Genomic DNA, 23002 nt, shown 5'->3' on the forward strand with positions numbered 1-23002 from the left:
CGGCCGCCGGTGCCGGACGGTGCTGGACAGCGTGGCTGTCTGAAAGGACAGGTGGCGATGACTTCAGCGCGAGGACGATGGGCTGGTCAGAGGTCGGCGCGGGCGGCCAGGAGGGCGGCGATCCGCTGGTCGAGCTCGGCGCGGCCGGTGCCGGTGCCGACGCTGGCGAAGTTGTGGCGGGCGATGTCCGCGGAGAGCTCGGGGTCGGACTGGATCGCGGTCGCCGCGAGGGCGCGGTACTCGGGGCCGAGGCGGCCCATCTCCTCGAGGAAGCGGGCGTTGGCGGCGGCCTGGGCCTGGCGCCGGACCTGGTCGAGGAGGTCGGCGCGGATGCACTGGATCACGGGATCGGGGGTGCGGCGCAGCCACGGGACCAGGCCGTCGGGGGTCGCGGGTCGGCGCGGGTCGGGGCCCTGCAGGCGCGGGTGGAAGCCGACCATGTAGAAGCGCAGACCGGCGGGGACGCGGGCCTCGTAGGCGTCTCGTACGCCGCGCACGAGGGTCTCGAAGACGTCGAGGTCGTGCCAGGGGTGGTCCGTGGCGGGCGGGAGGACGAAGGTGAGGAGGATGACCTCGAGCTCGGGGTTCGCCCGGGTGCAGCGGTCGAGCTCGGCGGCGACGATGGCGGGGTCGATCCCCGGGGGTTCGGGCGCGGCTGCGTCGGACGCGTAGAACAGCGGGCGGGCGACCCGGCCCTGTTCGCGGCAGCGGCGGGCGAAGGGGCACAGGGCGAGGGCCTCGACGACCTCGAGCAGGTAGCGGTCGTGGAGCGCCTGGACGTGCTCGGGGGCGGGGCCCGGACCCTGGGCAGACATGCGGGCGGGAGTGTATCCTGAAGCGACGATGCGCGGCCCGAGTCTGCTGCTGCTGGTGTTGGCGTTGGCGGGTTGTGCTCGCTACGTGGTGCAGGTAGATGCGACGCCGGGGGCCCGGGTGACCTTGAATGGCAGCCCGGGGCGAGGTGATCGGTGGTCGGTGGCGCAGGAGTCGGCGGCGGAGATCGTTGCGACCTGGCCGGATGGTCAGCGGCTGGCGACGGCGTTGATGATCGACCGCGACATGAAGGTGCTGCTGCGCAAGGACGGCGACCCGACGCAGGTGGTCGGCGCACGGGCGCTGGGGGTGGCCCCGGGTGTGCCGCCGCCGGTCGCGTTGCCGGTGCCGACGGTGCCGGTGAGCGCCCCACAGGGCGACCTGATGGCGCAGGCGCGGGCGCTGACCGAGGCGGGTCAGAAGGCCTATGAGCTGACCGACTACGACGAGGCGATCGCGAAGTTCAAGGCGGCCTACGATCTGATCCACGGCAGCGAGGACCCGAAGGCGCCGGAGATCCTCGGCAACATCCTCTACAACCTCGCGGTGGTGTACGAGCGCAGCTTCGAAGTGACGCCCGACCCGGAGCGGCTGCGGCGGGCGCGGGTGATGTATCGCCAGTTCGATGAGCAGATGGCGGCGCTGGTGACGTCGTGGGCCGGGTCGGCCGAGCACGCGGATGTGCTGAGCAGGATCCGTGCGCTGGACGCCCGGCTCGGCGGGTCGTGAGCCGCCCTAAAAAGCCTAAACAGGGTGAGGCGCCGTGAAGCTGTCGGTGGCCCCGCGGTGGCGTTCTCGGGGCCAGTGAGTCGGCTTCCCATGCGGGGAAAAGGGCCGTATCGTGGGCGCTCGCGTCGGTCGGGCCGGCCGCGCGTGGCCGAGGATCGCTGATGTTCAAGAACCATCCCAAGGGTCTGCCTGTCCTGTTCTTCACCGAGATGTGGGAGCGCTTCGGCTTCTATCTGATGCTCGGGATCTTCACGCTGTACATGAAGGCGGGGGCGAACGGGGCGTACCCGGCCAAGAGCGGGCTCGGCTTCGACGGGGCGACGGCGTCGGACATCTACGGGACCTACATCGCGCTGGTGTACCTGACGCCGTTCATCGGCGGCCTGCTGGCGGACCGCATCCTCGGCTATCGCCGGTCGATCGTGATCGGCGGGGTGCTGATGGGGCTCGGGTACTGCGGGCTGGCGATCCCCGGGTATGGCGTGCACTTCTTCCTGTCGCTGCTGCTGATCATCGTCGGCAACGGGTTCTTCAAGCCGAACATCTCGACGCTGGTCGGCAACCTCTACAACGAGGAGAAGTATCGCAGCAGCCGCGACGAGGGCTTCAACATCTTTTACATGGGCATCAACATCGGCGCCCTGGCCTGCAACTTCGTGGCGGCGTACCTGCGGATCAACTACGGCTGGGGCTACGCGTTCCTGGCCGCGGGGATCGGGATGTTCATCGGGGTGGCGTGGTTCCTGGCCGGGCAGAAGCACACGGTCCACGCCGACGTGCTGAAGCCGACGCAGCCGGGCGACCAGGCGGTGGGGTCGATCCTCGGGCAGGTGTTCGTGCCGGCCTTCGCGTTCGCGGCGGTCGGGTGGTTCGTGCCGGACCTGCTGCTGGGGGACGGCGGCGAGAAGCCGTTCACGTTCCTCGGCAAGCAGAGCAACGACGCGTTCCTGTTCGCGTGCGTGCCGGTGGCCTGGTTCTACTCGTCGCTGTGGCGCAAGGCGCAGGGTGAGGACAAGGAGCGGCTGGGGGCCCTGCTGCCGCTGTGCGCGGCGGTGATCGCGTTCTGGGCGATCTTCCACCAGAACGGCGACGCGCTGACGACCTGGGCCGAGGAGCACACCGAGCGCGAGATGCCGGTGACGATGGCCAGCGCGGCCAGCCAGGTCGGCCTGGCGCAGGAGGTGTTCTCGCAGCGCCGGGTGCCGAAGCTGGACGCGAACAAGAAGGAGATCAAGGGCGCGGACGGCAAGCCGGAGACGGTGCTCGAGCCGGAGCCCTACTTCAAGAACTCGAAGACGCCGGCGCCGGCGCCCACGCCTGAGTGCCTGCCAGTAGGGGCGGACCTGAGCGAGGCGCAGCAGGCCGAGTGCAGCAAGAAGAGCGTCAAGCTGGTGTCGTCGGAGCTGTTCCAGTCGGTCAACGCGTTCTTCGTGGTCGCCCTGACGCCGCTGGTGGTCGGGGTGTTCGCGTGGCTGCGGCGGCGCAAGAAGGAGCCGTCGACGCCGGGGAAGATCGCGCTCGGCATGTTCATCACGGCGCTGTCGACCCTGGTGATGGTGACGGCGGCGGTGATGACCCACAACGGGGAGATCCGCGGGACGATGATGTGGCTGGTCGGGACCTACTTCGTGGTCACGATCGGCGAGCTCTGCCTGAGCCCGATGGGGCTGTCGATGGTGTCGAAGCTGAGCCCGCCGCGGCTGACGGCGCTGATGATGGGGGCGTGGTTCCTGTCGACCTCGATCGGGAACAAGCTGGCGGGCATCCTGTCGGCGCTGTTCAACGCGTTCGAGACCAAGGCCTACGCGTTCGGGATCAACTGCGTGCTGGCGCTGGCGTCGTGCGGGCTCATCCTGGCGATGCTGCCGCGGCTCAAGCGGGTGATGGCGAAGTACCTCGGATAAGCAGCGATGACGCTGGCAGCTCCGGACGCGGCGACGATCGAGCGGGCCCTCGCCGAGTTCCCGGGGCTGGTCCGCCCGCGCGCGCGGCCGCTGGCGGGCGGGCTCATCAACCTGTCCTTCGCGGTGACGGCGGAGGACGGCGAGTTCGTGCTGCAGCGGGTGAACCCGGTGTTTGCGCCCGAGGTGCATGAGAACATCGCGGCGGTCAGCGAGCAGCTGCGGCGGCGCGGTCAGCCGAGCCCGGGCCTGCTGCGCAGCCGCGGCGGGCAGCTGTACGCGGATCTCGGGCCGGAGGGGGTGTGGCGGGTGATGACGCGGCTGCCGGGGATCAGCTTTGACACCGTGCAGAGCCCGGCGCAGGCGAGCGCGGCGGGTGCCCGGGTGGCGGCGTTTCACGTGGCGCTCGACGATCTCGAGCACGAGTTTCGCGCGGTGCGTCAGGGCGTGCACGACACGCCGGCGCACCTGCACACGCTGGCGCAGGCGCTGGCGGAGCACCCGCAGCACCGGCTGATGCCGGAGGTGGCCGAGCTGGCGGAGCAGGTCGTGGTCGGCTTCGTCGCGCTGCCGAAGCCGGGCGAGCTGCCGCAGCGGGTGTGTCACGGCGACCTGAAGTTCAACAACCTGCTGTTCCTCGGGACAGGTCCCGAAGAGCAGGTGGTGACGACGGGGATCGTCGACCTCGACACGGTCGGGCGGATGCCGCTGCACCATGAGCTGGGGGACGCGTGGCGCTCGTGGTGTAACCGCGGCGGCGAGGACCAGACGGCGGCGAGCTTCGACCTCGAGGTGTTCGCGGCGTCGCTGGCGGGCTACCTCGGGGCGCTGAGCTTCGCGCTGACGCGGGCGGAGCGGGAGGCGCTGGTCCACGGGGTCGAGTGGATCTCGCTCGAGCTGACGGCGCGCTTCGCCGCGGACGCGCTGCGCGAGCGCTACTTCGGGTGGGACCGCGAGCGCTTCCCGGCGGCCGGCGAGCACAACCTGCTGCGCGCGCGCGGGCAGTGGGCGCTGCATCGGGCGGCGCTGGCGACCCGCGAGGCGCGGGCCGAGCTGCTGCTCGCGGGGCGCTGAGCGCTGTCCCTCGGGGCAGGTTGTGGCGGTCGCGGAGAGCTGTACCTTGGGACAGGTTGCGGCGGGTCGCGGAGGAGCTGTCCCTTGGGGCAGGTTGTGGCGACGGGCTAGAAGGTGAACGTGTGCGTGCGTCCGCCGCCGGTGCGGGTCTCGTTGAAGCGGATCGCCTCGATCATCTCCTCGATGCATTGACCGACGGGGGTACCGGTCCACGGCGCGGTCGCCTTGGCCTTGACCTCGCCCTTCACGTCGACGACGACGCGGATGCTCACCTTGAGGCCGCGGGTGTCGGGGACGCCGGCCTTGCTGCGGCAGCGGGTGGCCACGCGCTCCTCCATGGAGGCGAGCTTGGCCTGCAGGCGACCGCTGGTGATGCTCTCGGGACGGTCGTCGAGCGGGTCACGCGGCGGGGTCGCGGGCTTGACCGGCTTGACTGGCTTGACCGGTGGGTCCGGCTTGACCGGCTTGATCACGGCGACCTCGGGCGGGGTCACGGGCTTGGGCTCGGGCGCAGGAGGTTGTTTGATCTCGGGCTCGGGCGGCGGAAACTGCTTGAGCTCGGGCTCGGGCGGCGGCTGGACGGGCTCTGGCTCTGGCTCTGGCGCGGGCGGGAGCTGGACGACCTCTGGCTCAGGCTGGTCGGGGTCCGAGGGTGGGAGCACGGTTGGGGTGTCGACGGGGGCGGCGGGGGTGTCGGGGCGGACCTTGGTGTCGCGCGGGGTTCGCTGCCTGGACTTGCTGGTCGTGGATGGGCGGCGCGACTCGGCGACCTCGGGGGTCTTCTTGGCGGGGCCGCGGTTGCGGTCGCTCAGCCACAGGGCGGCGACGATGACCAGCGAGGCGATGATGATCGCCAGGCTGACGTTGCGGAACAGGCCGCTGCTGGCGGTCGGCGGGCGCGAGAGGACGATGACCGGCATCTGCGGCGCGGGCTGGGTCGGCAGCGCGGGAGCGACGATCGGCGCGGCGAGGTGGGTGAGGTGGAGGGCGATCGACGGCTCGGCGCGGCCGGCCTGGCGCGGGGGCTCGGGCTTGGGGAACACCTTGGCGGCGAGCTCGGGCTGGTTCTGCTTGAGGTCGGCGGCGAAGGTGGCGAGCGGGGTCGGGTCGGCGGAGACCAGCGGCGCGCTCGGGTGCTTGACGCGGCGGCTGCCGTCCTCGTCCCAGAAGGCCGGGTCGAGCGCGAGGATCTGGGTGACGCGGCGCAGCTCGCCCTCGCGGGCGCGGGCGGCCAGGAGCGCCTCGTCGAGCGCGCGCAGGTCGTTGAAGCGGTCGCCGGGGGCCTTGGCGAGGGCTCGCAGCAGCACGGCCTCGAACACGTCGGGGATCTCCTGCTCGGGCACCTGCAGGCGCGGCGAGGCGGGCTCCTCGTACATCTGCTTCTTGAGCACGGCGATGAAGGAGTCGCCGCGGAAGGGCGGGCGCCCGGTGGCCAGCTCGTACATCAGGACGCCGACCGCGTAGACGGCCGTGCGCGCGTCGGCCCGGCCGCCGCTGGCGACCTCGGGGGCCATGAACTCGGCGGCGCCCATGGGTGTGCCCTGGGACAGGGTCCAGGCGCCGTCGGCGTTGCGGAACACGCTGGTGAGCGGCGAGACGCCGACGCCGAGCAGCTTGATGTTGTCGCGGCGGTGTTCGCCCTCGCTGCGCCCCTCGCCGCGCCCGCCGGGGAGGCGGATGCAGGTCGAGGCGCTGAGGTCGTTGTGGACGATGCCGCGGTCGGCGGCGATGATCAGCGCGTCGCAGATCTGGTTGGCGAAGGCGGCGACGTCGGCCCAGGGCAGCGGGCCGTCGTTGCGCAGGGAGCTCGCGAGGGTCTCGCCCTCGAGGTACTCCATCACGTAATAGGTGAGGTGGTCGTGGGTCGTGCCGGTGGCGAGGACCTCGACGACGTGTTCGCTGCGCAGCTTGGCCAGCTGCTGGGCCTCGTAGAGGAACTGGCGCGCGCGCGGCTCGGCGGGCGAGTGGTTCGGGCCGAGCACGCGGATCGCGACCTTGCGCCCATCATCGTGGGCGCGGCCGAGGTACACGCGGGTGGTCATGCCGCGGCTGAGCGGCTGCTCGAGGCGGTAGCGTCCGAGGTCGCGGCCGACCAGCTCGTCGGGATCGCTCCACAGGTCGAGGGGGAAGGGTTCGCCGAGGTCGGTGGGAGGGGGGGCGAGGTTGACGGCGGCGGCGTGCGGCTCCCACTCGTCGTCGTCGTCGTCCGCGGCGTCCGCTGCTTCGGGTGCCTCGGGTGTCGGCTCGGGCTCGACGGTGGCGGCGGTGCCGGCGGCTGTGGGCGCGTGCCAGTCGTCGTCATCGGCGAAGTCGGCGACCGAGATCGCGCCGGAGGCCATCGAGGCGCCGGGTCTCGTGGCGATCCATCCGCCGACACCGGAGGCCTCACTGGTTGTGGCGGCGACGATCGGTGGGGGGGCGACCATCGGCGGGGAGGCCATGACCGGTGGGATCACCATCGCCGGGGCGCTCGTGGGGCCGCTGCGGACGGAGGTGGCCGGGGCGCTGGACGGGCTGGCCGGGGCGCTTACGGGGTTGGTGGTGGTGCTGGTGCCAGTTGGGACGGGGATGGCCCAGGTTGCGTCGTCGTCGTCGTCGTCGAAGGCGGCGACGGCGATCGCGGCGGAGGGCTGGGGTGCGCGTGGGAGCAGGGCGTCCTGCTCGTTGACTTGTTGCGGCTGCTGTCCGGCGGCCGTGGCGACCTCACGCAGGCGATCGACGGCGAACATGCCGGTCGGCTCGTCGTCGTCGTCGGGGAGGCCGTTGCTCGGGGTCGGGGTCGGTGGCAGGCGACGGGCGGCGGTGCGGAGCTCGTCGCGCGCGAACAGGCCGGTCGGGGCGTTCTCTCGCACGTCGCCGAACAGGCCGGTGTCGTCGTCGCTTACGCCGACGCCGATGCCGACGCCGACGCCGACGCCGACGCCGACGCCGACGCCGACGCCGCCGATAGATCCGTCGGCGATGGTGTCGGCCGAGCGCTCGTCGTCGGCGAACATCTGGGCGGGGCTCGGTGCGCCGCGGTCGCGGAGCTGCCAGCGATCGCGCAGCTCGGTGGGGTCGTTGTCGTCGTCGTCGTCGACGGGTGGTGCGTGGGCGGCGAAGCGGTCCTCGGCCGCGTGCGAGTGGGCGGCGGCGAAGCGGACGGCGGGGTCCTCGGGGCCGGGGTCGTGGTCGTCGGTTGGGTTCGGCTGGGCGCCAGCGAAGCGGAGGGCGGGGTCCTCGAGGCCGGGGTCGTCGTCGTCGGCGAAGCGCAGCTCGGGGGCTTGATGTGCTGGTGCGGGCGCGTCGTCGGCGAAGCGAGGCGGAGGTTGTTCGCCGCGGGTGAACGGCTCGGCGTCGTCGTCGTCGTCGGCGAAGCGGAGGAGGGGCTCGTTGGAGGTCGCGTGGACTGGTGGCTCGGCGTAGGCGGGTTCGTCGTCGGCGAAGCGGAGGAGGGGCTCGTTGGAGGTCGCGTGGACTGGTGGCTCGGCGTAGGCGGGTTCGTCGTCGGCGAAGCGTTGTGGCGGCTCGTCGGGGGTCGCATGGGCCGGCTCGTCGTAAGCGGGTTCGTCGTCGACGAAGCGTTGTGGCGGCTCGTCGGGGGTCGGGTGGGTGGGTGCGTCGTCGGGTGCTGCGGCGGTGACAAACTTGGGCGCGGGCTCGTCGTCGTCGGTGAAGCGGAGGGCGGGGTTGCTGGCGGCTGCGCGCGGGAGCGGGGCGGGCGGGCTCGATAAGCGCGGGGGCCGGGGGCGGGCTCGGCTCGTCGTCGTCGACGAGCTCGGCCTCGGCGGCCTCGAGCTCCTCGGGGTCGAGCTCCTCGGGTTCGCTGTCGTCGGCGTCGACGCCGAGGGCCGCGGATCGGAAGGTGGAGGGCTCGATCGGGTCGTCGTCGGGGTCGGGTTCGGCGCGGAGCTTGCGGAAGGGGAAGCTCTGGGCGAGGCGAGAGATGCGGGGCGGGAGGGCGATCTCGCCGTCGTCGAGGAAGCCGCGCTGGGCCGGGCCCGTGGGTACGGGCGCGGGGATCGGCGGCGGCATCGCGTGGGTGGGGCGCAGCTCGGTGACCAGCGCGGAGTCGAGCAGCTCGGGGTCCTCGATCGCCTCGGCTTCGACGATCTCCTCGGCGTCGAGCAGGTCGGGGACGCCGCCGCGCTGGCCGTCGAACTCCGGCGGGGCGGGCAGCGGCCCGTCGTCGTCGTCGGCGAAGGTGAAGGAATCGCGAGCCGGCGCTGCATCCCACTTGAAGCGGCCGCTCCCGGAGGGCGACGCGGATCCCTTGCGCTTGTTGTCCACGGGCGAGCTCGAGAGTCGCATAGGCGCCCGGCGCAGGTCAAACAAGCGCCCGTCGTCGCCGGCGATGCGGGGTGGGCGGACGGGGATGGGTGGGGAGCGGCGGGGCCTGATGGGGTCATCCGGGGCGGGGCGACCCCGGTCGGGCCGTGGAGCGCGAGCTCGCGGGCGCAGGCCTGGTCGTCCTAGCCGGTGGGCTTGCGCTTGGGCCTGGGCCCGGGGGTCTTGCCGGGGGCCTTGGTCGGCGCCTCGGTCGGCGGCGGGGTGATGGCGGGCCGGAGCTCGGCGATCCGGCGCTCGGTGTCGGCGATCAGGGCGGGGTCGGTGATCTTGCTGCGAAACTCCTCGAAGCGGGCGATCGCTTGCTCGACCTTGTCGGGCTGTTGGCCCAGCAAGATCGCCTCGTCGCGGAGCCAGGCGTGCTGGCTGGGGTCGAGCTCGTAGGCCATGTGCAGCCGATCGCTGGCCTCGGCGATCCGCGAGGGCACGCCCTGGAGGACGGTGGCCAACAGGAAGTGATCGGCTGCTGTGGCGGTCGGCTTGCTGCGCTCGATCATCCGCGTGAAGGCGGTGGCCGCGTCGTCGTACATGCCCTTGAGCTGGAGCGCCTCGCCGAGGTGGCGATAGTAGGCGGCGTCGAGGTCGGGCTCGTCGGCGGCGATCGCCTGCTTGAGGTAGTACTCGGCCTCGTACTTGTGGCGCGGGGTCTCGGCCAGCAGGGCCGCCAGCTCGCCCTCGCAGCGCACGCTCTGGGGCACCTTGTTGGCGCAGGCGCGGAGGGTCAGGGCGGCCTCGACCTTGCTGTCGATCTGGCGCTCGGCCGCGGCCTTGGCCAGGGTCGCGGCGAGTTCAGCTGCGGGCAGCTGCGGCTCGCTACGCGGGGGCGGGGGCTCCTTGTTGGGATTGATGAAGGGCGTGGGGATCGGTGTGGAGGGCGTGGGGACGGTGGCGAGGGGCTTCTCGCTGACCTTGGTGGGCGTCGGCGCCGGCGGCGTGCTGCAGGCGAGGAGTGCGGCGGCGAGAAACCACGCGCCAGCGGGTGCAAGACGGAGCATGGTCCGGATTATACTCCGGTCCGTGAGCGCGCCCGTGATTGTCGACCCGCCTGAATTGCCGCCGCAGCGGACCGCGGTGTACCCCGGCTCCTTTGACCCGATCACCAACGGCCACGTGGAGATCGTCGAGCGGGCGCTGCAGATCTTCGATCGGGTGATCGTCGGGGTCGGGCGGCACGCGACCAAGCCGGGGTATTTCACGGTGGAGGAGCGCCTGGCCCTGATCTCGGCGAGCATCGCCCACCTGCCGCGGGCCCGGGTCGACCACTTCGAGGGCCTCGTCGTCCGCTTCTGTGCCGCCCGGGGGGCCTGTGCGATCGTCCGCGGATTGCGGGCTCACGGGGACTTTGAGCCCGAGTTCCAGATGGCCCTCGCCAACCGCGACCTGGCGCCGAACATCGAGACGGTGTTCTTTGTGCCCCGGCCGGCGCAGCAGTTCGTGTCGAGCTCGCTGATCCGTGAGATCGCCCACCACGGCGGTGAGTTCGAGCGCTACGTGCCGAGGCCGGTGGCCGAGGCGATGCATCGCCGGCAGGCGAGGCAGGCATGAGCGACGCGGGCAAGTCGGGGCCGCTGGTGCGGACGGGCGAGGGCTGGCGGGGCGATGAGCACAAGCTGCAGGTGCAGGCGGCCGAGGAGGCTGGCTTGCAGGCGAGTCAGGTGGCGCTCGACCTTTATACGGAGGGCTTCAAGGCCGGCTTGCAGGAGCGCGACCCGGCGGATGGTTCGATCGTTCTGCGCGGGCGCACGGTGCTGAAGGCGGAGGAGCTCGAGCGGAGCCTGCGGCCGATGCTGCGGTTCCTGCGTATTGGTCCCGAGGCGGCGCGGGCGCGGGTGTTCGACGGGCAGTTTGAGCTGCGGATCGCGGCCCACGCGGCGGAGGCGAGCGCGGCGGTGCAGGGGGCGGCGCGCTCGGTGATCCTGATGTGGATGGCGGGCGGATTGCTCGGGTGGTGGATGCTGTCGATGTCGCGGGTGACGACCTTCCTGGTGTGGGGTGTCACGCTGCTGCTGGGGGCGTGGAGCTTGCGGCGTGGGCTGGTCAGCGGGCGCACGATGTTGGCGGCGCGGCTGGCGGTGGCGCTGGGGATGCTGGCGCATGAGCAGCAGTTGATTTTGCCGCCGGCCGAAGGTCGGGGCGGCGGCGCTGCGTGAGTTCCCCCGATCCCGGGTTGTGTCGCCGCTGCGTCGAGGGGCAGACGATCGTGAGCGGGCGGGGGTCCTGCTTCTGGCGCTGTCGTGTGCATGACCGTGATCCCGCGTGGCCGAAATATCCACCCTTGCCGGTGCTGCGCTGCGCTCACTTTGCGCCGGGAGACGGGGACGGGGGGCTTTCACGGGGTGGGTCTGGGGGGTAGATTGCAGGCGATGAACGTCGTCCGTTTCATGCTCATCGGGTCGGCGCTTGGATTGTCGGCCGCGTCGGGGATGGCGCGCGCGGGCAACGGCGTTCATCCGCGCACGCCGGTGGTGTGGGAGCCCGAGCCGGCGTGCATGACGGTGGTCGACCGCACGGTCGATGCGAAGCTGGAGTTCACGTACACGATCCCCTACGAGGATCTGCGGCCGGAGAGTTCGACGGATGAGGTCGACGACAGCCGGCGGCACCAGTTCATCGGCTTCTGCGCCGGTCACAGCCCGCAGCAGCCGCTGCCGGTGTGGCTGTCGGCGGCGGACGTGATGCAGGCCGAGGCGAAGGGGACGATCAAGCTGGCGGACCTCAAGCCGGAGGACATCTTCGAGACCAACGCGATGTGGAAGGACTGCTTCACCCGCATCACCGCCGATGACGCGCGGCGGCTGATCACCTTCGCGGAGGCGGGTAAGCCGGTGGTATGGGACACCACGGGGCTGGCGGCGGGGGCGTACATCATCTCCGGATACACCTGGGAGCCGGTGTTCAACATCTGGACGCAGCGGCCCGGGGTGGTGAAGGTGATCGACGATCCCGATCCGACGAAGAGCGGGCCGGCGCTGGCGATCACCAACATGGACGAGATCAAGTACAGCGACGAGGTGCTCACGATGGTCGGTTGCGTCGACGCGATGGATGGGTCGACGATCACCGGCTATTGGGCGCTGACCTCCGATGACACGCCGAACGTGCTCGAGTGGATGCCCTTCGCCGCCGACACGCCGGTCAGTGGCGACAGCTTCGCGCTCGACTTCTCGCCGCCGCCGGAGTCGGTCGGCCAGGAGATCGCGATGAAGGCCGAGATCATCGATCCGATGGATCGTCGCTACACGGCGCACATGGGGGCGCTGGCGTCGATCCTCGAGGGTAGCGGGGGCGAGTCTGGCGATTGCGCGGACAGCAGCATGAACTTCATCACCCCGCCGGAGTGTGAGAGTGGCAGCGGCGGCAGCGGCGGCAGCGGCGGCAGCGGGGGGAGTGGCTCGAGCGGCGGGGTGACTCCGACGGGCTCGAGCGGCGGTGGCGGCGAGGCTACTGGCGCCACCACGACGCCGATGGAGGGCGACGGCGGGTGCGGGGGTTGTGTGGTCGGTGGAGGCGGGAGTTCGTGGCTGTTGTGGACGCCGTGCTTGTTGTGGCTGCGGCGGCGCCGGGCCTGAGGTGCGAGCTTCCACACTGTAGGCGCGCGGGGTTGGCCCGCGGACGGAGTGGGGGTCCCGGAGTACACTCCCGGGCCGCTTCCCCGGCACAATTCGCATGTCGACGGCCCGCCACGAACCGATCCCGGAGCTCATCTGCGAGCTGTGCCGGCAGTTCTACGCGCTGGGCTGGGTCAGCGGTACCGGTGGTGGGATCAGCATCCGCGGGGCAGAGGGCATTTATATGGCGCCCTCGGGGGTGCAGAAGGAGCGCCTGCGGCCCGAGGATATTTGGTTGTTAGATGGCGCGCACGACGATGTGAAGGTGCTGTGTGCGCCGGCCGACCCGACGTTGAAGATCAGCGAGTGTCGGCCGCTGTTCGCCAACGCGTTTCGCCTGCGGGGCGCGGGCGCCGTGCTGCACAGCCACTCGCTGTGGGCGGTGCTGGCGTCGCGGCTGTTTGCCGAGCGCGGCGAGTTCGTGTGTCAGGGGTTGGAGATGCAGAAGGGGCTGCGCGGGATGGGGTGTTTCGACGCCGTGCGGGTGCCGATCATCGCCAACACGGCGCGGGAGTCGGAGCTGACGGCGAGCATGGCGGCGGCGATGGTCGCGTATCCTGCGGTCGACGCGGTGCTGGTCGCGGGCCACGGCGTGTACGTGTGGGGGTCTGGTTGGGCCCAGGCCAAGACGCAGGCCGAGTGTTACGACTATCTGTTCCGCGCGGTGGTCGAGGCGAATCGCCTCGGCGTGCGCTTGACGTAGGCGAGGGGAGCAGACGATGCGACTGTCATGGCTGGAATCGGATGCGGCGATCGACGCGGGCGAGCTGGCGCGCGTGGGCGTGGTGTACGAGCGGCTGGCGCTGGACGACTATCAGGGCGCGCTCGAGCGGTTGAAGGTCGAGCGCGGCTATGTCACGCAGGACATCGTCGAGCTGCACCCCGAGCTGCCGAACTTGCGGGTCGTGTGCGACAAGTTCAAGGACGAGCACCTGCACCGCGACGACGAGGTCCGCTTCGTGCTCGCGGGTGCGGGGATCTTCGACATCCGGGCGCAGGACGGGCGCTGGATGCGAGTCGAGGTGGAGGCGGGCGACCTGATCGTCGTGCCGGCCGACCTGTATCACCGGTTCTTTCTGACTGAACGGCAGCAGATCCGCTGCGTGCGTCTGTTCAAGGACGCCGCCGGCTGGGTGCCCGAGTATCGAGTTTGAGTGTGTTTTCATCCCCTGAAGAGAGGCGAGTTTTCGAGATGTCTGCAAGCACTGTGACGAAGATCCATCCTGCCGCCGCGCAAGACTTCAAGGTCGCTGACCTGTCCCTGGCCGAGTGGGGCCGCAAGGAGATCGCCCTGGCCGAGAAGGAGATGCCAGGCCTGATGTCGTTGCGCAGCAAGTACGGGGCCAGCAAGCCGCTCACCGGGGCCAAGATCGCTGGTTGCCTGCACATGACCATCCAGACGGCGGTGCTCATCGAGACCCTGACCGCGCTGGGCGCCGAGGTGCGGTGGTCGTCGTGCAATATCTTCTCGACGCAGGACCACGCCGCGGCCGCGATCGCGGCCGCGGGCGTGCCGGTGTTCGCGTGGAAGGGCGAGACCGAGGAGGAGTACTGGTGGTGCGTCGAGCAGACGATCCGCTGGCCCGACGGCAGCCCGCCCAATCTCATCCTCGACGACGGCGGGGACCTCACCATTGTGCTGCACCGCCCCGAGCACGTGAAGACGCTCGAGGGCTGCTACGGCGTCAGCGAGGAGACGACCACCGGTGTGCACCGCCTGTATCAGATGGCCGAGCGCGGCGAGCTGAAGATCGCCGCGATCAACGTCAATGACTCGGTGACGAAGTCGAAGTTCGACAACCTCTACGGCTGCAAGGAGAGCCTGGCCGACGGCATCAAGCGCGCGACGGACATCATGATCGCCGGCAAGGTGGTCGTGATCGCCGGCTTCGGCGACGTGGGCAAGGGCTGCGCCGAGTCGATGCGGGGCTTCGGGGCGCGGGTGATGATCACCGAGATCGACCCGATCTGCGCCCTGCAGGCGGCGATGGAGGGCTTCCAGGTGGTGACGATGGACGAGGCGGCCAAGCTGGGCGACATCTTCGTCACCTCGACGGGCTGCTGCGATGTCATCACCCTGGCGCACATGCGGCAGATGAAGGACGAGGCGATCGTCTGCAACATCGGTCACTTCGACAGCGAGATCGACGTGGCGGGGCTGGTGTCTGACAAGGCTATCCAGGAGATCAACGTCAAGCCGCAGGTCGACCGCTTCGTCTTCCCCGACGGTCACGCGATCATCCTGCTGGCCCGTGGGCGCCTGGTGAACCTCGGCTGCGCCACTGGCCACCCGAGCTTCGTGATGTCCAACAGCTTCACCAATCAGGTGTTGGCCCAGCTCTCGCTCTACGGTGAGAAGGGCCGCTATGAGCGCGGCAAGGTCTACGTGTTGCCCAAGCACCTCGACGAGGAGGTCGCTCGCCTGCACCTCGACAAGCTCGGCGTGAAGCTGACGACCCTCACCAGCAAGCAGGCCGAGTACCTCGGGCTGTCCCCGCAGGGGCCGTACAAGCCCGAGCATTATCGCTACTAGTCCTCGGCGTTCGGCCTCCTCCGAGGTCGGCGCCTAACGGGGCTCGGGGTGGCTCAAAGGTGTTCGCGGGGACCTGTCCCTGCGGGCAGCCGAGCCGCTGCCGGGCCCTTGCTGTGGGGCCTTTCGCGTGGGGGTGGTGGTGAATGGGGCCAGCGAGCTACGCGAATGGGCCCGGCCAGGTGTCCGCGGATTCGCTTGCGGGTGGCGTGGTGGCCTCGCATTTTCGCGCATGAATGGTGTTTCTGGGTGGTGGGAGAGGTCCTCGCATTGAGAGTGCGGTGGTGGGCGAGGTCGGGGCGGGGTTGCCTGTAATGGAATTCTGCCATGATAATGATTGACGGCGGATCTGCTTTATTGCAGATTGCCAACATGTCCAGGTTTGAAGCAACATTCCGTACCGCGATCGCCAATGCTGAGCGGGACGTCCTCGTCGACCAGATCCGCGCAAACCCACAGATGAGCCTCCAGGAGCTCGGTAGACTGTCCACGGGGGAGCTCGGCGGCCTGCTGCGGCAGATCACCGTCGGCGACCTCGTCGGCGGGCTGGCCCGCAGCGTCGCCGCGACCCCGGCCAAGCCGGGCCCAGGGCGTCCGAAGGGCAGCAAGAACGAGGTTCGCAAGTCGGCGGCGCCGCCGGCCGCTGCGCCTCCGGCCAAGCAGGCGGCGGCGAAGCCCGCGGCCAAGGCCTCGCCGGCCGAGGTTGATACCCGCACAGCCGAGGGTCGGGCCGCGTATGATGCCGCCGTCCTGACGGCGCTGCGCGCCTCGACGGGGCCGCAGTCGGCCTCGGACCTGACCCGCGTGGCGGGTGGTTCGCCGCTGCAGATCCGGACCTCGCTGGCGCGGTTGATCGAGACCGGGACCGTGCACTGGTCGGGTCGCGCTCGCGGCACCCGCTATACGCCCGCGTGAGCGCTGGCGACCTTCAAACTCACACAGCGGCGGCCGGGATAGGGCGCCGCTGGGCATACCCAGGACCGCGGTTGGCGTGATAGGTGAGGCCGCGATGTCGGCCCGCGTATCCCTGCCCCCGCGCGTCCTTCCACCCGCTGCGCTGGCGCAGATCGTCGATACGATCAAGACGCTGGCGATTGACGCCGTTCAGGCGGCCAACTCGGGGCACCCGGGGATGCCGATGGGCGCGGCGGTGATGGGCAGCGTGTTGTGGGGGCAATTCCTCGTACACGACCCGCAGGCGCCGCTGTGGCCAGACCGTGACCGGTTTGTATTGAGCGCCGGGCACGGCTCGATGCTGCTGTACGCGCTGTTGCACCTGAGCGGCTACGACCTGCCGCTGGCGGAGCTGCAGCGCTTTCGCCAGTGGGGCTCGAAGACGCCGGGGCACCCGGAGCACGGGCACACGGTCGGGGTGGAGGTGACCACGGGTCCGCTCGGGACCGGGTTCGCGGCGGGCGTCGGGATGGCGCTGGCGGAGCGCTTCCTGGCGGCGACCTACAACCGGCCGGGGCTGGAGATCGTCGATCATTGCACCTACGCGATCGTCAGCGACGGTGACCTGATGGAGGGCGTGGCGGCGGAGGCGGCGAGCCTGGCCGGGCACCTCGGGCTCGGCAAGCTCATCTACCTCTACGATGACAATCACATCTCGATCGATGGGCCGACGGACCTCAGCTTCAGCGAGGACGTGGCGGCGCGCTTCGCCGCCTATGGCTGGCAGGTGGAGCGGGTCGACGGGCACGACGCGGCGGCGGTGGCCGGGGCGCTGGCGCGGGCGCGGGCGGCGAGCGATCGCCCGAGCCTGATCTGCTGCCGGACGGTCATCGCCCACGGCAGTCCGGGCAAGGCCGGGAGCTCGGCGAGCCACGGCGCGCCGCTGGGCGAGGCCGAGGTCGCGGCGACCAAGCGCGCGCTCGGTTGGCCGGAGGACGCGAAGTTCCTGGTGCCCGAGGCGGTGCGGGCGGTGTTCGCCGAGCAGCAGCTGGGCCAGCGCGAGCGGCGGCTGGCGTGGGAGGCCCACTTCGCGGCGTATCGTCAGGCCCACCCGGAGCTGGCGGCGCAGTTCCTCGCCCACCTCGAGGGCCTTGTGCCGGCGGAGATTCTCGCCAAGATCCCGAGTTTCCCGCCCGGTGGGGCGATGGCGACGCGCAAGGCCGGGGGCAAGGTGCTGGCGGCGCTGGTCGCGGCGCATCCGACTCTGGTCGGTGGTTCGGCGGACCTGGCGGGCTCGAACGGGGTCGAGATGGCGGTGGCCAGTCAGTCGCGGGCCCAGCCGGGCGGGCGGGCGATCCACTTCGGGGTGCGCGAGCACGGGATGGCGGCGGTGTGCAATGGCCTGGCGCTGCACGGCGGGGTGCGGGTGTTCGACGCGACCTTCCTGGTCTTCTCGGACTTCATGCGCGGGGCGCTGCGGCTGTCGGCGTTGATGCAGCTGCCGGTGGTGCACGTGTTCACGCACGACAGCTTCTGGGTCGGCGAGGACGGGCCGACGCACCAGCCGATCGAGCAGCTGATGAGCTTGCGGCTGATCCCCGGGCTGCACGTGGTGCGTCCGGCGGACGCGCGTGAGACCGCGGGGGCGTGGCGGCACGCGATGCAGCGGGGGCCTGGCGACGGCCCGACGGCGATCTTGCTGACGCGTCAGGATCTGCCGGTGATGCCGGAGAGCCGCGAGTCGATCGAGGTCGGGGCGTATGTGTTGTGGCAGCCCAAGGGGGTGGCGGTCGTCGATCTGGACGGCGTGTTGGTGGCGACCGGCTCCGAGGTTGCGACGGCGCTGGAGGCCGCGCGCACGCTGGAGAAGGCCCATGGGCGGCGGGTGCGCGTGGTGTCGATGCCGTGCTGGGAGGCGTTTCTCGCCCAGCCCGCGAGTTATCGCGACGAGGTGCTGCCGCCGGCGCTGACGCGGCGGTTGTCGGTCGAGGCGGGCACGACCTTCGGGTGGAGTCGCTTCGCGGCGCACCAGCACGGGCTCGACCACTACGGTGCTTCTGCGCCGGGCAAGCTGCTGGCGGAGAAATTCGGCTTCACGCCGGCCGCGGTGGTGGCTCGCTGGCTCGAGCTGCCGTGAAGTGTGGACGATCACGCCCCCGAACGGCGTCCGAGGCCGTTCGCGGAGCATCGCTGTGGCATGCTCCGCGCGCCAAAACCCGGGCCTTTGCCCGGCCTTTTCATTCGCGCATTCACGCAGGCGAAAGCAAGTAGAGAGCTACCATGGAACTCGCAAAGGTCCGTAACATCGGGATCTCCGCGCACATCGACTCGGGCAAGACCACCCTCTCGGAGCGCATCCTGTACTACACGGGGCGCATCCACAAGATCGAGGAGGTCAAGGGCAAGTCGGGCGTGGGCGCCACCATGGACTCGATGGATCTCGAGCGCGAGAAGGGCATCACGATCCAGTCGGCGGCGACCTTCGTGACCTGGGGCGACTGCTTCATCAACCTGATCGACACGCCCGGGCACGTCGACTTCACGATCGAGGTCGAGCGCGCGCTGAGCGTGCTCGACGGGGCGATCCTCGTGCTGTGTTCGGTGAGCGGGGTGCAGTCGCAGTCGATCACGGTCGACCGGCAGATGCGGCGCTACAACGTGCCGCGGCTGGCGTTCATCAACAAGATGGACCGGGCCGGCGCGGACGCGTTCAAGGTGACCCGCCAGCTGCGCGAGAAGCTGCGCCACAACGCGGTGCTCGTGACCTACCCGATCGGCGCCGAGGACAAGTTCGAGGGCGTGGTCGACCTGCTCACGCGCGAGGCGCTGTACTTCGACGGCGACAACGGCGAGACGGTCCGCAAGGAGCCGTGCCCCGAGGCGCTGAAGGCCGGGGTCGAGGAGTTTCGCCTGAAGCTGGTCGAGGCGCTGGGCGACTTCGACGACGCGATCGCCGAGGCCTTCCTCGACGGCGAGGGCGCCAACCTGACGGCGGAGCAGCTGCGTCCGGTGATCCGCAAGGCGACGCTGGCGCTCGAGCTGACGCCGGTGTTCGTCGGCTCGGCGTTCAAGAACAAGGGCGTGCAGCACCTGCTGGACGGCGTCACCGAGTTCCTGCCGAACCCGACCGAGGTCACCAACAAGGCCTTCGAGATCGGCAGCGGCGGCAAGGAGACCGAGGTCATCCTCGCCAGCGACGCCAACAAGCCGCTGTGCGCCCTGGCGTTCAAGCTCGAGGAGGGCAAGTACGGTCAGCTGACCTACATTCGCATCTATCAGGGCAAGATCAACAAGGGTGACAGCATCTACAACACCCGGACCGGCAAGAAGTCCAAGGTGGGTCGGCTCGTGCGCATGCACGCCGACGAGATGCAGGACATCGACGACGCCGAGGCGGGGCATATCGCGGCGCTGTTCGGCATCGACTGCGCCTCGGGCGACAGCTTCACCAGCGGCGACCCTGTCTACTCGATGCGCTCGATGTTCGTGCCGGCGCCGGTGATCAGCTACGCCGTGCAGCCGCTCAAGAAGGACGGCCTGCAGAACTTCTCGAAGGCGCTCAACCGCTTCTCGAAGGAGGACCCGACCTTCCGCGTGCACCGCGACGAGGAGTCCGGCGAGACGATCATTCAGGGCATGGGCGAGCTGCACCTCGACATCTATATCGAGCGCATGAAGCGCGAGTATCAGGTGGAGACGATCGTCGGCGAGCCGCAGGTGGCGTACCGCGAGACGATCACGCAGGAGATCCATTTCACCTACATCCACAAGAAGCAGACCGGCGGCTCGGGCCAGTACGCGAAGATCGGCGGCACGATGCGGCCGCTCCCGGACGACGCGGAGGACAAGACCTACCGCTTCGTCGACAACGTCGTCGGCGGCAAGATCCCGCGCGAGTACATCTCGTCGTGTGACAACGGCTTCCGCCAGGGCCTCGACCGCGGCGTGCTGATCGGCTTCCCGGTGGTCGGCATCGAGATGGAGGTCAACGACGGTGGCGCCCACGCGGTCGACTCCAGCGACATGGCCTTCCAGATCGCCGCCCGCGCGGCCTTCAAGGAGACCATGCCCAAGGCCGGGCCGATCATCCTCGAGCCGATCATGCGCGTGGTGGTCGAGACGCCCGAGGAGTTCCAGGGCGGCATCCAGGGCGGCCTGGTCCGCCGCCGCGGCAACATCGTCGGCTCCGAGAGCAGCATGGGCACCAGCGTGATCGAGGCTCATGTGCCGCTCGCCAACATGTTCGGCTACTCGACCGAGCTGCGCTCCAACTCGCAGGGCAAGGCCGAGTACACGATGGAGTTCGAGCGCTACGAGGCGGTCCCCCGCCACATCCAGGACGAGCTCATCCGCAAGTACGCGGACAACAAGAAGGGCTGAGGCCGGCCGCCCGACATCGGGCCGGAGAAGGCCGCTCCCGCGTCGCGGGGCGGCCTTCGCTGTTTCTGCGGATGGTCCGGGCCGTATCTCCGGGCAGGTGAGCCGTACCTGCGGACGGTTGCGTCGCGGGGCGGCCTTCGCCGTGTCTGCAGATTGACGGGCTGTCTCTCGGGACAGGTCCGTGGGGATGTCCCCGGGGACAGGTCAGTCCTCGGCGGTCTCGCGCAGGGTGTTGCGGCGCTGGAGGGCGGCGCGGTCGCCGGGGCGGGCGAGCAGGCCAGGCAGGAGGGTGCGGGCGCGGGCGCGGGACTCGGGGCTGCCGTCGCGCAGCAGCGAGGCGACCAGCTCCTCCTCGATGAGGCCGCGCTCGGCGGGGTCGCGCAGGGCGTCGTTGGCGAGGGCGTCGCCGGCGACGGCCTGGAGCTCGCCCTCGCGGGGGACCGGGAAGCTGCGCAGGGCGGCGATGAGCAGGAGGTGGCTGCTGGCGTCGTTCGGGGCGAGCTGGCGGAGCAGCGAGGCGTGGTAGCGGGCCAGCGCGGGGTTCTGGGTCTGGAGGGCGATGCGGACCTGCAGGCGCAGGACCTCGGGCTCCTGGCGATCGACCTGGTTGCGGGTGGCGGCGAGGATCGCGGCGTAGCTGGGGGCGACGGGGATGATCGACTCCATCACCAGGGTCCAGGGGGCGAGCGCGTCGGGCATGCGCGTGGCCAGCTCCTCGGCGCTCGGGTAGCGGCGCAGCAGGTCGTCGACGACCTCGCGTGACAGCGGCTTGCGGACGACGGCGAGGGTGCGGGCCAGGGCGACGGCGGCGGCGTCGGGGTGGCCGAGGGCCTCCTCGGCGGCGGCCAGCAACCACCACGGGTCGGCGGCGTTGGGCTGCAGGCGGGTGGCCACGAGGGCGCGGGCGCGGGCCTCGCTCCAGTCGCCGGTGGCGATCGCCTGGAAGGCGAGGTGGGTGTGCAGGCCGGCGTCGAGCGGGCGCATGCGCAGGGCTGTCTCCGGGGACAGGTCGGCAGGGACGGGGACGGGGCGTTCGGGGTGCTCGGGGCGGCCGGTGACCTCGCTGCGCTCGCGGCGTTGCCAGGTGTGCGGGAGGGCCCACAGCGACAGGGTGAGCGCGGCGAGGAGGGTGACGCCGCCGAGGTAGAGGCCGGGGCCGGGCGACCAGCGGGCGATCATCCGGCGCTCGGAGAGGGCGCCAGCGAGGGCACACAGCGGGGCGGCGACGCCGAGGAACTCGAGGCTGAAGTCGCCGAGGCTGTGGATCGCCAGGGCCAGCGGGCCGCACAGGGCGATCCTCCGGGCCCGGCCCTGCCGCCCGCCGCTGCTGTACATCGCGGCGATCCACCACCACAGCAGGCCGAGCACGATCGCCAGGCCGGCGATCGGACCCCACTCGACCAGCATCGCGACCGGCGCTGACTCGAGGTGCGTGTGCAGGACACCGGCGGGCTGGCTGTCGATCGCGGGGAAGAGGTCGATGAAGGCGCCGCGGCCGACGCCCAGCACCGGCGAGAGCGGCACGAGGTTGACGGCGTCCTGGGCGACGCGGAACTTGGTCTCGAAGCCGGGCTCGCCGGTGCGAGCGAGGGTGGCCAGCTCGGCCCAGGCGCCGCTCTGGCGCGCGAGCAGGGCGGCGACGCCGGCGAAGCCGCCGAGCAGGACCACGCGACGCAGCCACAGGCGGCCGCGGGCCTCGCCCTCGCGGGCCCAGGCGAGCAGGAGGCCGATCGGTGCGACGAGCAGGAGCGCCAGCATGGCGCCGCGGGACAGCGAGAGCAGGACGGCGACGCCCTGCACGGCGAGCGCCCCGAGGGCGACCAGGGCGCGCTCGCGGGCCCGGGCGAGGCGGGCGGGGTCGCCGGTGTCGTGGGCCTGGAGGCGGTAGTGCACGGCGAGGGCGCCAGCGCAGAAGATACCGAGCAGGAACAGGCCGGCCTGGTGGTTGGGGTTGACGAAGGAGGTGAGCAGCGCGGGGGTGTGGGCGGGGTCGACGTCGCTGGGGTGGTAGAAGCCGTAGATCTGGCGCACGCCGAGGCCGGCCTGGATGAGGCCGAGGAGGGCGACCAGGCTGCCCACGCCGGCCACGAGGGCCGCGCTGACGCGCCACGAGAGCTGGGCCGCGGCGATGTAGAGGGCGGTCAGGCCGAGCAGGCGCGCGGCCTCGAGGGCGGTGTCGCCGGGGACCGGGGAGAGGCCGGGCCACGGCGCGGCCGCGCTGCCGGCCAGGGCCGCCTCGGACATGGCGACCAGATCGGGCGCGAGCCACACGCGCAGGTTGTGGGGCAGCGGCATCCACTGCAGCAGGGTGACGAGGGCCGCGAAGCCGCCGATGGCGCTGCCATACGGGATGCGCAGGGGCTCGCCGCGGCTGCACAGGCGCAGCCACAGCAGCCACACGACGGCGAGGAAGACCGGCACGGCGCTGACCGGCACGCCGCCGAGCCACAGCGCGGGGGCGGCGACAGCGAGGGCGAGCAGGAGCCGCGACCACGGCATCTGGCCCGGTCGTTCGTTGGTGGGGACGCTGTCGTCGGGCTCCTCGGGGGTGGCGATGATGCTGGCCCGAGAGACATGTCGCATCGAACCTTGCCGATGGACCACGATCGAAGGGACAGGTTCGCTGCGGGCCGCGGGGGTCGCGGGCTTACTCGCGGGGACGGCGGGCTCGGGTGTTGCTGCGGGCGTGAGGCTCGCGGGGGTGTCGTCGTCGGGCGTCAAGGTAAGCGCGCGGGAGGCCGTGGAGT

16 protein-coding genes are annotated in these 23002 nt (G+C 70.9%); 12 read left to right on the plus strand and 4 right to left on the minus strand.

What is annotated here, in order from left to right:
* Positions 1–86: 86 nt before the first annotated feature.
* Positions 87–815: a hypothetical protein gene (locus IPJ59_RS09845; RefSeq protein ID WP_293259081.1), complete on the minus strand. Its 729-nt coding sequence runs from the start codon at positions 813–815 to the stop codon at positions 87–89.
* A gap of 28 nt (positions 816–843) precedes the next feature.
* Between IPJ59_RS09845 and IPJ59_RS09850 the strand changes: the two genes are divergently transcribed.
* The 3 genes from IPJ59_RS09850 to IPJ59_RS09860 all read left to right on the plus strand — a co-directional run bounded on the left by IPJ59_RS09850 (position 844) and on the right by IPJ59_RS09860 (position 4517).
* Complete coding sequence (locus IPJ59_RS09850) at positions 844–1542, plus strand: tetratricopeptide repeat protein (protein WP_293259079.1); 699 nt, start codon at positions 844–846, stop codon at positions 1540–1542.
* 161 nt (positions 1543–1703) lie between these two features.
* Positions 1704–3446 (plus strand): peptide MFS transporter, encoded by a 1743-nt coding sequence (locus tag IPJ59_RS09855; protein ID WP_293271049.1) that lies wholly within the window; start codon positions 1704–1706, stop codon positions 3444–3446.
* 6 nt (positions 3447–3452) lie between these two features.
* Positions 3453–4517, plus strand: a complete 1065-nt coding sequence (locus tag IPJ59_RS09860; RefSeq protein ID WP_293271051.1) for a phosphotransferase enzyme family protein — start codon at positions 3453–3455, stop codon at positions 4515–4517.
* A gap of 107 nt (positions 4518–4624) precedes the next feature.
* On the opposite strand, the gene IPJ59_RS09865 is transcribed toward IPJ59_RS09860, so the two are convergent.
* Complete coding sequence (locus IPJ59_RS09865) at positions 4625–8728, minus strand: protein kinase domain-containing protein (protein ID WP_293271053.1); 4104 nt, start codon at positions 8726–8728, stop codon at positions 4625–4627.
* A gap of 240 nt (positions 8729–8968) precedes the next feature.
* On the minus strand, positions 8969–9838 hold the full coding sequence (locus IPJ59_RS09870) for a tetratricopeptide repeat protein (RefSeq protein WP_293259071.1): 870 nt from the start codon (positions 9836–9838) through the stop codon (positions 8969–8971).
* Positions 9839–9860: 22 nt separating this feature from the next.
* On the opposite strand from IPJ59_RS09870, the gene coaD reads away from it, so the two are divergent.
* From coaD to fusA, 9 genes are all read left to right on the plus strand, one after another.
* Positions 9861–10388, plus strand: a complete 528-nt coding sequence (coaD, locus tag IPJ59_RS09875; protein ID WP_293259069.1) for a pantetheine-phosphate adenylyltransferase — start codon at positions 9861–9863, stop codon at positions 10386–10388.
* On the plus strand, positions 10385–10993 hold the full coding sequence (locus IPJ59_RS09880) for a hypothetical protein (RefSeq protein ID WP_293259067.1): 609 nt from the start codon (positions 10385–10387) through the stop codon (positions 10991–10993). The genes coaD and IPJ59_RS09880 overlap by 4 nt, the downstream gene beginning before the upstream one ends.
* A gap of 213 nt (positions 10994–11206) precedes the next feature.
* The gene (locus IPJ59_RS09885) at positions 11207–12412 is read left to right on the plus strand and encodes a hypothetical protein (RefSeq protein ID WP_293271055.1); all 1206 of its coding nucleotides are present in this window, start codon (positions 11207–11209) and stop codon (positions 12410–12412) included.
* A gap of 97 nt (positions 12413–12509) precedes the next feature.
* On the plus strand, positions 12510–13154 hold the full coding sequence (mtnB, locus tag IPJ59_RS09890; RefSeq protein ID WP_293259063.1) for a methylthioribulose 1-phosphate dehydratase: 645 nt from the start codon (positions 12510–12512) through the stop codon (positions 13152–13154).
* 16 nt (positions 13155–13170) lie between these two features.
* Positions 13171–13605, plus strand: a complete 435-nt coding sequence (locus tag IPJ59_RS09895; RefSeq protein WP_293259061.1) for a 1,2-dihydroxy-3-keto-5-methylthiopentene dioxygenase — start codon at positions 13171–13173, stop codon at positions 13603–13605.
* Between the two features lie 38 nt (positions 13606–13643).
* The gene (gene ahcY, locus IPJ59_RS09900) at positions 13644–14984 is read left to right on the plus strand and encodes an adenosylhomocysteinase (protein ID WP_293271058.1); all 1341 of its coding nucleotides are present in this window, start codon (positions 13644–13646) and stop codon (positions 14982–14984) included.
* 369 nt (positions 14985–15353) lie between these two features.
* A complete protein-coding gene (locus IPJ59_RS09905) occupies positions 15354–15896 on the plus strand; it encodes a hypothetical protein (protein ID WP_293271060.1) in 543 nt (180 codons plus the stop codon).
* A gap of 94 nt (positions 15897–15990) precedes the next feature.
* The gene (gene tkt, locus IPJ59_RS09910; protein WP_293259055.1) at positions 15991–18012 is read left to right on the plus strand and encodes a transketolase; all 2022 of its coding nucleotides are present in this window, start codon (positions 15991–15993) and stop codon (positions 18010–18012) included.
* Positions 18013–18155: 143 nt separating this feature from the next.
* The gene (gene fusA / locus IPJ59_RS09915) at positions 18156–20255 is read left to right on the plus strand and encodes an elongation factor G (protein WP_293271062.1); all 2100 of its coding nucleotides are present in this window, start codon (positions 18156–18158) and stop codon (positions 20253–20255) included.
* A 204-nt stretch (positions 20256–20459) separates the two neighbouring features.
* Here the strand turns inward: fusA and IPJ59_RS09920 are convergent, their stop codons facing one another.
* Positions 20460–22976 carry an O-antigen ligase family protein gene (locus IPJ59_RS09920; protein WP_293271064.1) on the minus strand — a complete coding sequence of 839 codons (2517 nt, stop codon included), beginning with the start codon at positions 22974–22976 and terminating at the stop codon, positions 20460–20462.
* Positions 22977–23002 lie beyond the last annotated feature (26 nt).

Source organism: Nannocystis sp. (genome assembly GCF_016714285.1).
Lineage (GTDB): Bacteria > Myxococcota_A > Polyangia > Nannocystales > Nannocystaceae > Nannocystis.